This window comes from Micromonospora sp. H61 (genome assembly GCF_018070325.1).
In the GTDB taxonomy this organism is placed as follows: Bacteria; Actinomycetota; Actinomycetes; order Mycobacteriales; family Micromonosporaceae; genus Micromonospora; species Micromonospora salmantinae.
Map to the genome: position 1 here is coordinate 34,470 of NZ_JAGPXY010000012.1, position 13,780 is coordinate 48,249.

General features: G+C 69.3%; 12 protein-coding genes. 5 read left to right on the forward strand and 7 right to left on the reverse strand.

All coding sequences use genetic code 11. From position 1 onward, the window contains the following. Positions 1–125: 125 nt before the first annotated feature. Entirely contained in the window at positions 126–770 is a 645-nt protein-coding gene (locus tag KBX08_RS08815; RefSeq protein WP_210782252.1) for an alpha/beta fold hydrolase, read from the reverse strand. Positions 771–904: 134 nt separating this feature from the next. After that, on the reverse strand, positions 905–1,936 hold the full coding sequence (locus KBX08_RS08820; RefSeq protein WP_210782254.1) for a hypothetical protein: 1,032 nt from the start codon (positions 1,934–1,936) through the stop codon (positions 905–907). Between the two features lie 23 nt (positions 1,937–1,959). Between KBX08_RS08820 and KBX08_RS08825 the strand changes: the two genes are divergently transcribed. Next, complete coding sequence (locus KBX08_RS08825) at positions 1,960–3,150, forward strand: hypothetical protein (RefSeq protein ID WP_210782256.1); 1,191 nt, start codon at positions 1,960–1,962, stop codon at positions 3,148–3,150. 76 nt (positions 3,151–3,226) lie between these two features. Here KBX08_RS08825 and KBX08_RS08830 read toward each other — a convergent pair whose 3' ends face one another. Then, positions 3,227–6,691 carry a ThuA domain-containing protein gene (locus KBX08_RS08830; RefSeq protein WP_210782258.1) on the reverse strand — a complete coding sequence of 1,155 codons (3,465 nt, stop codon included), beginning with the start codon at positions 6,689–6,691 and terminating at the stop codon, positions 3,227–3,229. Between the two features lie 232 nt (positions 6,692–6,923). Between KBX08_RS08830 and KBX08_RS08835 the strand changes: the two genes are divergently transcribed. Continuing rightward, positions 6,924–7,769, forward strand: coding sequence for an SAM-dependent methyltransferase (locus KBX08_RS08835; RefSeq protein WP_210782260.1), 846 nt, complete (start codon positions 6,924–6,926; stop codon positions 7,767–7,769). Between the two features lie 275 nt (positions 7,770–8,044). Here the strand turns inward: KBX08_RS08835 and KBX08_RS08840 are convergent, their stop codons facing one another. The 3 genes from KBX08_RS08840 to KBX08_RS34645 all read right to left on the reverse strand — a co-directional run bounded on the left by KBX08_RS08840 (position 8,045) and on the right by KBX08_RS34645 (position 10,413). After that, positions 8,045–8,488 carry a peptidase inhibitor family I36 protein gene (locus tag KBX08_RS08840; protein ID WP_210782262.1) on the reverse strand — a complete coding sequence of 148 codons (444 nt, stop codon included), beginning with the start codon at positions 8,486–8,488 and terminating at the stop codon, positions 8,045–8,047. 222 nt (positions 8,489–8,710) lie between these two features. Next, positions 8,711–9,289, reverse strand: coding sequence for a hypothetical protein (locus tag KBX08_RS08845; protein WP_210782264.1), 579 nt, complete (start codon positions 9,287–9,289; stop codon positions 8,711–8,713). After that, positions 9,286–10,413 (reverse strand): FAD-dependent monooxygenase, encoded by a 1,128-nt coding sequence (locus KBX08_RS34645; RefSeq protein ID WP_210782266.1) that lies wholly within the window; start codon positions 10,411–10,413, stop codon positions 9,286–9,288. The genes KBX08_RS08845 and KBX08_RS34645 overlap by 4 nt, the downstream gene beginning before the upstream one ends. 22 nt (positions 10,414–10,435) lie before the next feature. Here KBX08_RS34645 and KBX08_RS08855 point away from each other — a divergent pair, with 22 nt between their 5' ends. The 3 genes from KBX08_RS08855 to KBX08_RS33700 are packed head-to-tail and all read left to right on the forward strand — an operon-like array spanning position 10,436 to position 12,029. Then, positions 10,436–11,161, forward strand: a complete 726-nt coding sequence (locus KBX08_RS08855; protein ID WP_307850485.1) for a TetR/AcrR family transcriptional regulator — start codon at positions 10,436–10,438, stop codon at positions 11,159–11,161. Between the two features lie 49 nt (positions 11,162–11,210). Continuing rightward, the gene (locus KBX08_RS33695) at positions 11,211–11,474 is read left to right on the forward strand and encodes a hypothetical protein (RefSeq protein WP_247669098.1); all 264 of its coding nucleotides are present in this window, start codon (positions 11,211–11,213) and stop codon (positions 11,472–11,474) included. Between the two features lie 39 nt (positions 11,475–11,513). Beyond that, a complete protein-coding gene (locus KBX08_RS33700; RefSeq protein WP_247669099.1) occupies positions 11,514–12,029 on the forward strand; it encodes a hypothetical protein in 516 nt (171 codons plus the stop codon). Positions 12,030–12,059: 30 nt separating this feature from the next. On the opposite strand, the gene KBX08_RS08865 is transcribed toward KBX08_RS33700, so the two are convergent. Then, the gene (locus tag KBX08_RS08865) at positions 12,060–13,613 is read right to left on the reverse strand and encodes an NAD(P)/FAD-dependent oxidoreductase (protein WP_210782270.1); all 1,554 of its coding nucleotides are present in this window, start codon (positions 13,611–13,613) and stop codon (positions 12,060–12,062) included. Positions 13,614–13,780 lie beyond the last annotated feature (167 nt).

The following is a 13,780-nucleotide window of genomic DNA, read 5'->3' on the forward strand; positions in this document are numbered from 1 at the left end:
CCGTTGCTTCGTCACCCACGACGTTGCGGCGGCTGCCGGTCGTACCTGCCACCTTCCCATCTGAAGGGTGGCGCCGGTCAGGTAGCCGGAGACCGGGCTCGGACGGTGACGCCGTGGTCATGCCTTCAGGGCAGCGGGTAAGCGGTGAGGCGGTCGGCGAGTTGCTTCGGGTGGCTGAGTGACACGCAGTGCCCACCGTCGATCTCGTCCGGGACGACGCCGAGTCGGTCGGCGGCAACCCGGCGCTGGAAGTCCGCCGGGAAGAACTGGTCCTCGCGTGCGAGGAGCACCGTCGTCGGCACGTCTGGCCAGGCGTCCAGGGGCCACGGCTCGTCGCCCTCCGCGCTGACCTGGTCCCGGCTGTGTGATGCTGCATCCGCGATGATCTCGGCCGGGACACCGTTGTAGAACTGCTGCTCCTCAGCGAGCCCCTCGGCGCTGCGGTAACCGGTGTTGGCCCACCAGTCACCGGGCCTTTCACCGGGCTTGGGGACCATTGGTGTGAGCAGGACGAGTAGTCGCACCGGCAGCTTGTCGGCGATGAGCGGCGCGGTGAACGCACCGTAGGAGTGCCCGACGACCACGAGGTCGCCCCGGTCGCCGATCGCGTCGACGACCGTCTGGCAGAACTCGGCGAACCCTGCGGATCTGTCCTCGATCGGCAGTTCCGGTACGACCACGTCGTGGCCGCGGCTGGTCAGCTCGGGGACAAGGAGATGCCAGTCCCAGGCGCTGCCCCCGCCGCCATGGATCAGAACGAAAGTCGCCATGTCCCGAACCCTCACACACTGGTACGACAGCCATCGTCCACGGCTTTGTCGACCGGAGGTGGGCAGCACATGGCAGCCTTGCCGCAGCACCTGAGGCTGCGGCCGACTGATCGCCCTTGGCACCGGCGGTGGGCTCACATATTCATGATCGGGAGCTGCGTGTCGCCCGGCTCCAGCCTGGCGAGCAACTGTTCGGGTTGCCCGGTCACCCTCGACAACGCCTCCAGTGCCGCCGCCCGGTCGCCCTGGTCGCACCACACGACGGCCAGGGCGATCCCTAGTCCGTTGGCGACGTGTGGGCTGCGTTCCTTCGCCAACCGGGCGGCGTCGAGGATGTCCCGCAACGCGTCGTCGTGGCGGCCGATGCGGCTGCGCGCCATCGCCCGGTTGGCGAGCAGCATGACGCGCACGATCGGGGTGCACTCGCCGGTGAGCTGGCGGCCCATCAGCTCGGCGGCCCGCTCGTAGTCCCGCATCCGGAACGCGGCAGCCCAGCCGGTCAGGTCGGTGAGCTGGATCAGGTCGATCACCCGGCCCTCTTCCGGCCAGGTCTTGCGGTAGCTGAGCCGGAAGCTGATCCAGCCGTTCGAGTCCAGGGCGGGCAGCAGCGGGCGAATGTCGGTAGCGCACTGCTCCGGGCTCGGCGGGCAGTGGAGAAACGCCGGCCTCGGGTCGGCCACCAGCGCCCGGCCCTCGTGGTCGAACAGCCAGTTGCCGCGATGCGCGTCGCCGTGCAGGATCTTGAGGGAGTGCAGGCGCGCCAGGGTGTGGCCGATGGCGTAGCCGTCCGTGTCCGGCGTGAACCGGCCCGGCTCGGCCACCCACAGGTCCCGGAACTCGCGGTAGTCGGTCACCACCGGCCGGGCCTCGTACGGAAATGGCGGCGGCACCCGGTCGGCATAGGAGCACAGGTAACGGATGCTCTCGCGTTGCCCGATCACCAGCGGGTAGCGCGGCCCGCCCTCGCCGGTGAGACCAGACAGTGGCACCGCGGCGCACTCGCCGACCGACTCGACGATGTCCCGCGGCCACCGATCCGTTTTGTGGTCGGCGGGCACCTCGTCGCGGAGCAGGACGATCTGGCCGCCCGCCACCAGCTCGCGGACGGCGCAGAGATCTGTTCCGGCGAACTCGATCACCTCGACACCCGTCGATCCCAGCATCATGGGTCGATCCTAGAATGGGTGCCGTGGCCGGGAACGATCAGAATGTGGCGCTGGTGACGCAGACGCTGGTGGCCAACGCCAGTGGCGTCCTGTCCCGGCCGGAGGCACTGACCCTCCCCAGGTTCCTCGATCTCTGCTCGCTCTGCGAGGCCACGGTTCTCCTCGACCGCATGGAGGCACTGGGCGCCTCGGGCGAGTACGTCAGTGGCCTCAGCAGCCGGCTCGCTCGCGAGGGGCTGTACCGGACGTTTGCGCCGACTCTGTCGCGCGACGAACTCCGCCGGGTCGCGCTGCGACTGCCCGACGAACTCGCGAAGCGGGTCACTGACGGCGACGGCGACGACCCGTCGGCTGCCGGCGAGACCGGCGCGGTGGTCGGCCTGGACTACACGACCGGCCTGAACAACCTCCTCGCCCAGGTCGACGGGCTCGGCGGCTTTGCCAGCGCGGGTGACGCCTTGGTCAAGGACCGGATGCACCGGGGCAACGGCTACCTGGTCGTGGCCGCCGCGCACGGCCTCGACTACTTCCCGGACTTCGATCGCGTGCCGTTCGTCGCCGGCACCCTGCAGAAGACCTACCGGTCGCTGCCGCGCCAGCTGTACGACAAGATCGCCGAATCGCTCGAGGAGCCGCTCACCGGAGGCGACGTCGTCGCCGAGTGGACGGCCATGTCGACGATCCCGATCCCGCCGATCGCCGCGCTCGTGCTGTCCCGCGCGTCCCGTCTCAGGGACATTCCCGAGCAGTTGCTCCGGGTCCGAGACGAGTTCAGCGGTTACCGCCGCTACTTCGGTGACTTCAAGGCCGAGTTGCAGGCCGCCGACACGATCCGCGAGCGTCGCAGACTGCTGGCCCGCTACCGAACCCTGCTGGAGGAGGCGAGCGGCCCGCGACGCGAGGCGGTCTCGGTGACCGAGATGCTCAACCTGACGGAGAAGGCGGTCAAGGTGGCCGCCGCCCCGACCTTGCCGACCAGTTACGGCGCCCTGCTGGTGACGCAGCCGGTCGACTGGATCAGCCGTTGGTGGCGCCGCCGCCCGCTGGCCATCCTGTTCCGTCTGGACAGCAAGATGCCCAAGCTCCCGGAGTACCGGCAGTTGGCCGCCCGGCTGTGGGGCCCCGGGCCCGCCGCCCGCCTGCACGACCAGGCCGCCGCGCACGGCGCGAACGTGCGGAAGCTCCTGTCCGAGGCCGAGGTCACCCTCCCCTGAAGGCCCGGCTGCGACGCGGCACGCCCTGCCGAGCGGCGGCGGACGGGGTTGACCCCCGCCCGCCGTCGCCCGACGGTCAGGTGACAGTGATGGTGAGGTTGAGCGAGCGGGTCTCCCCGCTGGTGTAGGTGACCGTCACCCGGGCGGTGTAGGTCCCCTTGCGGGGGTAGCTGTGCGCCGTCGACCGTAGTGTCGATCCGTGCGTGATGGCGCTGTTGTCGCCGAAGTCCCACGCGTAGTCGGTGATGCTCTGCCCGGACGGCGCCGTCGCCGTGGCGGTGAGCGTGGTGGTCAGCGGTGCGGTGCCGCCGGTCGGGTTGGCGGCCAGGGACAACGTCCCGCTCGGCTCCTGTTTGACCCCGGCGCCGTTGAACCGCAGCCAGTCGAGGGCGAGCAGGTCCGGGGTGCCGTTGACCTGGGCGGCGTTGACGAACTTCGCGTACAGGGTGGTCGTGCCGGTGGGCTTGTTGGTCAGCGTGACGGTGGGGGAGACCAGGTTGTCCCACCCGCCGGTGGAGCCGATGGTGGCCGTGCCGATCAGCGTGCCGGTGGGCGAGCCGGTGCGCAGTTCGATGGTGCCGCCGAGCCCGCCGTTGGTCACCCCGAGCGTCACCGAGCCGACGTTGCGCAGGTCCGCCGGCCCGAACGCCACCCAGTCGTTGTGGTCGACTTCGCCGAGCCGCTTGCCGGCGCGGGCGGTGGCCCGGTCGTTGACGGTGACGCCGGACTGGGCGCTGAAGTGCTCGGCCTCCTTGCTCTTGGGCTGCAACTGGACGCGGGTCGAGCCGGTCAGCGCCGGTACGCCGCCGGCCGCGCCACCGTCGGTGTACTGCGCGGTGATCAGGGTGTAGAGGTTCTGCCCCGGCCCGTGGCCGTCACCGGCGTCCGCCTCGGTGGCGAGCAGCCCGGAGCAACCGGTGTAGACGTCCAGCGGGTGGGCGTGCGAGTCGTGGCCGAGCTGCGTCTGCACTGTCACCTTGGCGCAGTCGATGGCGCTCTCCTCCGGGTCGGTGACCGTCACCGTGTACGGGATCTTGTCGCCGAAGTCGAAGAACCCGCCGTCGGGCACTGTGATGGTCACCGTCGGTCGGGTGTTGCCGACCACCACGTCGGTGACCGCTGTGGCGGTCAACCCGTTGCCGCTGTTGCGCACTGTCAGCCGGGCGGTGTGCTTCCCGGCCGTGGAGTAGGTGTGGCTCGGGTTGGCGGCGGTGGAGTCGGTGCTGCCGTCGTTTGTGAAGTCCCAGGCGTAGCTGAGCGCCGACCCGTCACCGGCGGACGACCCGGCCGAGGAGAACGTCACAGCGAGCGGCGTACGTCCGGTGTCCGGGGTGGCGGCGATCTTCGCGGTCGGTGGCCGCCCGTTGGCGACGTAGTCGATCCGGTAGATGCCCGCGCCGGCGTTGCTGCCGCCGCGACCGCTGCCGGTGCCCTCGCCGAAGTCGATGACGTAGAGCGAACCGTCCGGGCCGAACTCCGCCTCGAAGGGCTGGATCCAGCTCATGTTGCCGAAGATCCCGTTGATCGACTGGAGGTCACCCACGGCGGTCGGGCCGAAGCGCGTGTTGCTGAAGGTCTGCGCCGTCTTGTGGATCGACAGCGTCTTGAACCACCTGCGGGTCAGCTCATAGGTGATCCACTTGCCCTCGAAGTACTCGGGGAACTTCGTGGTGCGGGTGTTGGCCGGGTCGTAGTCGTAGACCGGGCCGCTCATCGGCCCGCCACCGCCGGTGCCCAGCTCGGGGAACTGGGTGGAGGCGGAGTACGCGTACCAGACCAGCGCGGACTTCGCCGCCGGCAGGGTGGTCAGGCCGGTGTTGTTGGGTGAGTTGTTCACCGGTGCGGCGCAGTTGAACTTCGCCCCCGAGGTGTTGGCGGCGAAGTTGTAGTCGTTGAACGGGATGTTGTTGCCCACGCAGTACGGCCATCCGAAGTTGGCGGCGCTGGTGATCCGGTTGAACTCGACAGTCCCCTCCGGACCGCGGTTGGGGTCGGCGGCGCGGGCGTCCGGACCGTAGTCGGCCACCAGCACCGCGTTGGTCTGCGGTTCGACGGTGATCCGGAACGGGTTGCGCATGCCCATCGCGTAGATCTCCGGCCGGGTCCTCGCGGTGCCGGCCGGGAAGAGGTTGCCGCTGGGCACCGTGTACGTACCGTCGGACTGTGGGGTGATCCGCAGGATCTTGCCGCGTAGGTCGTTGGTGTTGCCGGCGGTGCCCTGGGCGTCCCAGGCCGCGCGGCCGGCGCGCTCGTCGACCGGGGTGTAGCCGCTGGAGGCGAACGGGTCGGTGTTGTCACCGATCGCCGCGTAGAGCCGACCGGCGGCGTCCATGGCCAGCGACCCGCCCATGTGCGAGTTGGCCCGGCCCTCACCCCGGTAGGTGGGGACGGTCAGCAGGCGTTTCTCCGAGGAGAGCGCGACGCTGTTGTTGGCGACAGTGAACCGGGACAGGTTGAGCTGTTTGAGGGTCTTGTCCGACCAGAGCAGGTAGATCCAGCCGTTGCTGGCGAAGTTGCGGTCCAGGGTCATCCCGAGCAGCCCGTCGGACTGGTCGGTCATCGCCGAGGTGTACGCGAAGTCCAGCAGCGTGGTGACCTGGAGGGTGTCGGAGTTGACCACCTTCAGCGCGCCGGTGCGTTGGATGTAGTAGACCTTCCGGTCCGGGCCGACGGCCAGCTCGAAGGGGTCGGCCAGGTTCTCGGTGACCAGCCCCACCCGTTCGAAGTTGCTGGTCTTGGTGGCCGAGCAGTCACCGGCGACCGCGCCGGCCGCCCACTCGATGCCGTAGCGCAGGTGCTCCAGGAAGGTCGGGGTGCTGAACTGGGAGCTGGCGTGCCCGCCTGCGGTGAACCAGGACCGGCCGCCGTCGTAGCGCTGACACCAGGAGTACGCGTGGTCGACGCCCTCGTCCAGGCCGTTGATCCCGTCGTGCACCTTGATCTGGGCGAGGGTGTGCACGTTGCCGGTCGGGTTGGTCCGCCAGTTGTACCACTCCTCGCTCTGCTCCCAGAGCTCCGGCAGGTTGCGCGTGGAGGGGTGCGCCCGGTCGAGCACCTTGACCCGGCCGGGGAAGGTGCCGCCGGTGGACGAGAAGTCGGGGTGGTAGTCGAAGATCGTGCCGACCAGGCCCTCGTACCAGGGCCAGTCACGTTCGCTGGCCGACGCGGCGTGCAGGCCGGCCCAACCACCGCCGTTGCGGATGAACGTCTGCAACGCGGCCCGCTGGCTGGCGTTGAGCAGGGCACCCGAGGTCGGGAGACTGTTGGTGTTGTTGAACACGAGAGCGTCGAAGGTGGCGAGGTTGGCGTCGGTGAAGGCCGCCGCGTCGGTGGTGGCGACGACCTCGAAGTTGTGGGCGGCGCCGAGCTGCTGGATCGCTGCGATGCCGGCCGGGATCGAGTCGTGGTAGAAGTTGGTGATCTTGGAGAAGACCAACACCCGGAAGCGCGGGGCGGCCTCGGCGGGCAGGGCGGTGGTGGTGCTCACCACTGTGGCGATGGCGAGCAGGATCAGGCAGAACGCACGGAGGTGTCGGGGCATGGGGGCGCTCCCTGTCGGACGGTGAGGGGTCGGAAAGCGCTTTCTCGCTGCCCGCACCACGGTACTGACAGCCAGTGACGACCGTCAATAGCTTGCTGGTAAGCGGTTTCCCGCCCCGGCGACGTCCGCGCCTCGGTGACCCCACGAACCGATGGGTACGGCCTAAGCTGTCCTCTGGATACGTCCGGTGACGCTGTGGATGCTGCGTGTTCCACCGACCTGGGGAGGTCTCATGACGGCGCCGTCCACGTCGGAATTGCCCGAGGGTCGCGGTGCCGACCGGATCGACACCACGACCGTGCATCCGGCTCGCCGCTACAACTACTGGCTCGGCGGCAAGGACAACTTCGCCGTCGACCGGGAGTCCGGCGACCAGATCGCGGCCGTCTACCCAGGGGTGCGCACGCTCGCCCGGGAAAACCGAGCCTTCCTCGGCCGGGCGGTCCGGTTCCTCGCCGACGAGGTCGGCGTCCGGCAGTTTCTCGACATCGGCACCGGCATCCCGAGCGCCGACAACACCCACGAGGTGGCCCAGTCCGTCGCCCCCGACTCCCGGGTGGTCTACGTCGACAACGACCCGATGGTGCTGGTCCACGCCCGGGCGCTGCTGACCAGCGACCCGGCCGGCGCCACCGCCTACCTGGACGCCGACCTGCGCGACCCGGAGAAGATCCTCGCCGACCCGCAGCTGCACACCACAGTGGACCTGTCCCGACCGGTGGCGCTGGTGCTCATCGCCGTGACGCACTTCCTCACCGACGACGACCGCCCACACGAGCAGGTTGCCCGCTTGCTCGACGCGCTGCCGTCGGGAAGCTGGCTGGCGCTGACCCACTTCACCACCGACCACATCCCCGCCGAGATCGTCAGGCGGATGGAGGCCGAGTTCGCCGCCGGCCGGATGAAGCAGGACGCCGTCCCCCGCGACCGCGCCGAGTTCGCCCGCTTCTTCACCGGTCTGGAGCTGGCCGAACCGGGCATCGTCCCGGTCACCGAGTGGCGGCCTCAGGTGCCACCTGAGCAGCGCCCGCCCCTAACCGACGCCTCCATCTACGGCGCGGTGGCCCGCAAGCCCTAACCGGCCCGATCAGGACTTCGTCGCTAGGCACGGCCTGACCAGCTGGTGCTCTGACCACGAACGTTCACGGTGTTGGATGACACGCCGCTCAGCCTCCGAGGTGGGCGCCGTGTCCGCGTTGAGGCTGTGCCGGTGGCACAGCCCGTGCGTGTGCGGCGGCTGTCCGACTAGGAAGGTCAGCAGCGGCTGCGAATTACGAACGCCAACGACGATGGGGCCAGCCCGCCGTACGAACGGCAGCCTGACCCACACCGTGAACGTTCGTGGTCAGAGCACTAGCAGGGCTTGGCGTACCAGTACGGGTCGAACTCCACCCAGCTTGCGCCGGCTCCGTCGACGAAGCCGTGGGCTTCATTGCCGTTCTGGTCCAGCAGATAGGCCCAGTAGCTCGGAGTCTGGTTGTTGTAGACGGACCCCCAGCCGTTCCAGTTGAACAGCGCGTAGCTGCCACAGGCGTAGATCACGAACATGCGGCCGCGGAAATCGCCCTCGGTGTAGAGGCACAGGGCGGTGTAGGGGCAGGAGCCAGCGGTCTGCGAGGAGATCCCGGAAACGCTTGCGTTGTTGTTGTCGTCGGGGCCGGACTGGATGGCCTGCGCGGAGATTCCGGCAACGCTCGCGCGGTTGCTGTCGTCGGGGTTGGCGTGGGCGGCCGAGGGCACCGTGAGGGTGGCGACGACAGCGGCGAGTGCGGCGATGAGGAACAGCCGTGGTTTCATGCGACCACAGTGATCAATGTATGGCACTGCGTCAATAGACTCGATATGTGGGGAAAATAACGCATGCGTCCCATTCTCGTGAAACCCCAGAGGGATGCCGCGGCCGGATCCTCGCCGGCAGTGGCGCCGAGCGTGGGGAGACGGGTGGTCCGCACACCGTCGGCGGTGAGCGACAGCGGGTTTCGCCGCCACCGCTGGGGCGTCGGGCCGGGCCCTTGCCGGTCAGGCAAACGGCTTCGGGTCGAAGCTGATGCCGCCCCGTTCGGCCATCCGGAGCACCCGAGCGCCGTAACGCGGGGGTTGGCGCAGGTAGAGGGTGTAGCCCGTCGCCTGGAACCTCAGGTCCAGGTCGCGCCCTTCCAGGTGCCAGCAGGGCTCCCCTGGCTGTGAGGGAGCCTCCTGGCGCAGGCTCTTCAACTCGAACGGCAGACAGATGGAGTCCAAGCTGCCGACGATGTCCCACACGCTGTGGAAGATCAACGTGGCCGGCGCGACCCAGAAGTGAATCTGCCCAATCGGCCCCGGATCGATCCGGCGCACGATGTAGTCGAGGTCGAGATGCAGTTTCGTGGCCGACGGCGCGGTGGGGTCGAGGTCGTCGTCCTCCCGGTAGTCCAGTGTCGAGTCTTCCGGTGGGCCCTCGTCGTCAGTGACGGCGAGCGCGTGAATTCGGCAGTAGTCCCACGATGTTTCCACAAGGTCCCGATCGGTCAAGGTGGCCTTACGGAGACCAGATTCGGGGTGCACATCCGTCGTCATGAAACGATTATCGCCAGCCGCGTCGACAGCGCCAGATGTCATTCTGCGCGTGCGGGCTCCGTCGGCCGGGCGAAGAAGCGAACGATGTCCTCCGCAGCGGTAGGGGACAGCGTCATCGCCTGGACCCGTGCGGACATGTCGGCGATCGGGTGAATCCTGCTGAACATCGACTCTTCGTACGTCCGAATCGCCGAATTCGGGTCGGCCGGGTTGGCGGCGAGCCGGCTGGCGAGTTCTGCGGCGTCGAGCATGGCCTGGTTCGCGCCCTCGCCGACCGGTGGCATGAGGTGCGCGGCGTCGCCGATGAGGGTGACGCCCGGCCGGCTGGTCCAACGCGTGTCGGTGGGCATCGCCTCGATCAGGCGTGGCGTCGGCGCGCACTCGGCGGCCTCGATGAGTGCGGTGAGGCGGGGGTTCCAGCCAGCGAACAGGTCCAGCAGGGCGCGCTTACTGCGGTACGTATCCAGGGACCGGTCCTTTGCGCGCAGCGAGATCCCGACCCGGAGGTTGCCGTCGCCGAGACGTTGCGCTGCCAGGATCTGGTTCACCCCGACGCACCACAGGTTGCCGGGGCCGACCAGCTCGGCGAGATCGGGATGACGCCGGTCGACGTCGTCGACGCTCAACTCCACCAGAGTGGCCACATAGGACAATCCGACGTCGGTCAGCAGCGACCGGACGACTGAGCGCGCGCCGTCCGCGCCGACGAGGATGTCGCAGCTGGCTCGGTGGCCGTCGTGGAACGTCAGCTCCCAGCCCTCGTCGGGTCGTGGGGTCGCCGCGACGAGCCGGTGCCGCCAGGCAACCATGTCGTCGGGGAGGGAGTCGAGCAGGAGATCACGCAGTGCGCTCCGGTCGATCTCGGGACGTCCGGAGAATGAGCCAGGTTGCGGCTCGTGGTGCACCAGGATGCGTCCGGTCGGGTCGAGGATGCGATGTTCCTCGCCCTCGGGTCGTGCCTCCGACCGAAACCGGTCGGCGAGACCCGCCTCGGCAAGGGCCAGTTGCCCGGACTCCGGGTGCAGATCGAGGGCACCGCCCTGGGGCCGCGCGGATCGGCTTGCTTCCCGGTCGTACACCACCGCGTCGATGCCGTGTCGGTGCAGGATCCGAGCCAGCGTCAACCCGCCGAGTCCACCACCGGCGATCGCAATTCGCGTTCTCACGGCGCTACCGTACACTGTATTGGTGGATACACCGTACGGTAGCGAGCCGTTGCCCGTTTGGGAACGGCCCGAACCGCAGCCGCGGGCGGTGCCGGTGCCGTTGAGCCGCGAGAAGATCGCCGCTACGGCGATCCGGCTTGCCGACGCGCACGGCCTCGACGGGCTGTCACTGCGCAAGATCGCCAAAGAGCTCGGTGTCGGCCCGATGCGGCTCTACGACTACGTGATCAACAAGTCGGAGTTGCTCGATCTCATGGTCGACGTCGTCTACGCCCGGATCGCCGAGGTGGGCCAGCGCTCCGGGTGGCGCGACACGGTGCTGGCCATCGCCCACGCGACCCGCGCTGCCGCCCTCGACCACGAGTGGTTCTCCGACGTGCTCGGCGGACGGCCACACCTGGGACCACACGCGCTCGCCGTGGGCGAAGCGACCGCCGCGGCGCTCAGTGCGGCCCCCGGTGTGCGTGACATCGACGATCTCCAGCGAGCGGTGGGCGCCCTCAACGCCTTCATCATCGGATCGGTCCGCAGAGAGGTCACCGAACGACGCACCGCACGTTCCACCGGCACCGACGAAGCCGCCTTCCAGGCCAGCCTCGGCCCTTACCTCACGCGCATGTTGAGAACCGGCAGGTACCCCACAGTGGCCCGGCTCGTCATCGACGGCGCCCACCTCAACGTCGAGGAGACCTTCAACCACAACCTGACCACCATCCTGGACGGCATCACCCGCCGACGCTCGACGTGATCCGTTGCGCTGCGGCCAGCGCCTCCCGAGCCCAGACAGGAGCCCACGAGTGGACGTCAGCCTGGCGACGAGCGCCGGCAGGGCCGATCGGCCGAACGAGGACTTCGTCGGTGCGGTTCCCGGCGCTGTCGTCCTGCTCGACGGCGCCGGCATTCCGGGAGCCGAATCGCTCTGCTCCCACGGCGTCGCCTGGTACACGCACCGCCTCGGCGGCGCGCTGCTCGGCCACCTGTCGCGCGGCGACGGGCGAGAACTCGCCGCGATCCTCGCCACCGCCATCGACGAGATCGCCGCCGAGCACGGCCACACCTGAGACATCGCGGACCCCAGCAGCCCGCAGGCCACCGTCGCGATGGTCCGCGCCCACCAGTTCCGCTTGGACTGGCTCCTGCTCGCGGACTCCTTCCTCGTCATCGACCAGGTCGACGACGGCCCGCTGGTGATCACCGATGAGCGCGAGATGACTGCCCGGCGGGAATGCGCGGCGCCGCTCGCCGGCATTACCCGAGGAACGCCAGAGTACGACCGGGTGCGGGCCTCCTGCGCCAGGGCGCTGCGTGCCCGCCGGAACCAGCCGGGCGGCTACTGGATCGCCAAGGATGACCCGCGCGCGGCGCGGGAAGCGGTGACCGGAAGCCGGTCCCTCGCCGACCTGAACGGTGTCGCGTTGCTCAGCAACGGTGCCAGCCGCATCGTCAGCCCGTACGGTCGGACCGACTGGCCGGGCGTGCTGGACCTGCTTCGCGCCAGCGGGCCGGCCGGCGTCATCGCCCGCGTCCGGCAGGCCGAGGCGCAGATTACCGGTGGCGCGGATGCGTACCGCCCGGACGACGCCACAGTGGCCCGCTGCACGCACCTGCCGCGGTAAGCACCTGCCCGTGCCGCGAGCGTGCTCGGCTCAGGCGTGAGACGGGGGAGCTGCGACAGGGGCTCGGTCGTCGGACCCCTCCGGCAGGGTGATGGGGGCCGCGATGATCCGGCTGGGCACCACCGGCGCGTCCCGGCCGGTGCCCCGCCGGCTGTCGCCGTCGGAGGATTCCTCGTGGTAGTCCTGCTCCACGTTGACCGACCAGACGTCGTGCCTACTCCCGGTGGCGATGTTCTCGGCGGTGAGCATCGCGGTCAGCATCGAGTGGTCCTGGTTGTTGTAGCGGTGCATGCCGTTGCGCCCCACCGGGTGCACGTTCGGCACCGCCTCGGTCAGCCAGGCCCGGATCACGTCCACGTTGTGCTGGTAGCGCTCGTCGTACACCGGGTAGGCCTTGGGCATGCGCACGACGTAGCCGGCCTCCACCACGCCCTGTCGAACCAACCCCAACCGCTCCAGCTCCGCGGTGGCGAGCGCCACGAGGTCGGCATCCGGGGTACGCCACATCTCGTCGTCCTCGAACACGAAGTACTCCAGGCCCAGGCAGGTGCGGCCGTCCTTGACGAGGTACGGCGACCAGGAGCCGAAGTTCTGGATCCGGCCCACCCGTACCCCCGGGTCGTGCACGTAGATCCAGTTGTCCGGGAACGAGAACTCCGCCGGCACGACCAGGGCGACCGTCAGGAAGTCGCGGTAGCGCAGGTCGGCCGCGCAGGCCAGCACCTCCGGCGGCGCCGGCGGGTGCAGCGCGGTCACCAGCTCCGAGATCGGCATGGAGGAGATCACGTGGTCGGCAGCTTCGGTACGCTGCCCGCCCGCGCCGTTGATCGTCACGCTGATCGCCCGTCGGCGGGCCGGGTCGCGGTGCACGGCCGTTACCCAACTACCGGTGGACAGTTGCCCGCCCCGCTCGCGAACCTGCTCGGCGCAGCGCTCCCACATCATCCCGGGCCCGTACTTCGGGTACTGGAACTCCTCGATCAGGCTGGTCACGTCCGTGCGTCGACGCCGGGGCAGCAGCGCGTTGCGGATGGCCGTGGCCAGCGACAGGTTTTTGATCCGTTGCGCCGCCCAGTCGGCCTGCAACCGGTCCGCCGGCATACCCCAGACCTTCTCGGTGTACGTCTTGAAGAAGATCGAGTACAGCCGCCAGCCGAACCGGGCCGACACCCAGCCCTCGAAGTGTGACTGGTCCCGTGGCGGCCGCAGCCGGGCGCGGGCGTACGAGCCGAGGCAGCGGACGGCCTCCGGCAGACCCAGGTTGCGCAGCGCGTTCACGGCACTGAGCGGGTAGTTGAACAGGGCGCCCCGGTAGAAGATGCGGCTCATCCGGGGCCGGGTCAGGAAGTCCTCGTCCGGCAGGATCTCGTGCCAGAACGCCTCCACCCGGGGCACCTTTGTGAAGAACCGGTGCCCGCCGATGTCGAACCGCCACCCGTCGCGCTCCACTGTTCGACTGATCCCGCCGACCACCTCGTCGGCCTCGAACACCTGCACCGAGCGGCCGTGCCGGAGCAGCTCGTACGCCGCGGTGAGCCCGGCCGGCCCCGCACCGATGACGACAGTGCCGTTCTGCTCGCTCATGCTGACGCGCTCCCTGCTCACCGCCGTGGTTGAGGCGCGGCGTCTACCCGCTCTGCGCAGAATGTCACACTTAGTGGTAGCTGGTCCCCGCTTCGGCGGGGCACGCTGCGGCGTACCACGAGAAGAGCGACTTCCCCGCGCGGCCGGCGGACCGGGGGAGCGGGGAA

Bases quoted from the DNA above. Each gene is read 5' to 3' on its own strand.
- KBX08_RS08815 (WP_210782252.1), bottom strand. From the start codon at position 770: ATGGCGACTTTCGTTCTGATCCATGGCGGCGGGGGCAGCGCCTGGGAC.
- KBX08_RS08820 (WP_210782254.1), bottom strand. From the start codon at position 1,936: ATGATGCTGGGATCGACGGGTGTCGAGGTGATCGAGTTCGCCGGAACA.
- KBX08_RS08830 (WP_210782258.1), bottom strand. From the start codon at position 6,691: ATGCCCCGACACCTCCGTGCGTTCTGCCTGATCCTGCTCGCCATCGCC.
- KBX08_RS08835 (WP_210782260.1), top strand. From the start codon at position 6,924: ATGACGGCGCCGTCCACGTCGGAATTGCCCGAGGGTCGCGGTGCCGAC.
- KBX08_RS08840 (WP_210782262.1), bottom strand. From the start codon at position 8,488: ATGAAACCACGGCTGTTCCTCATCGCCGCACTCGCCGCTGTCGTCGCC.
- KBX08_RS08845 (WP_210782264.1), bottom strand. From the start codon at position 9,289: ATGACATCTGGCGCTGTCGACGCGGCTGGCGATAATCGTTTCATGACG.
- KBX08_RS33700 (WP_247669099.1), top strand. From the start codon at position 11,514: ATGGTCCGCGCCCACCAGTTCCGCTTGGACTGGCTCCTGCTCGCGGAC.
- KBX08_RS08865 (WP_210782270.1), bottom strand. From the start codon at position 13,613: ATGAGCGAGCAGAACGGCACTGTCGTCATCGGTGCGGGGCCGGCCGGG.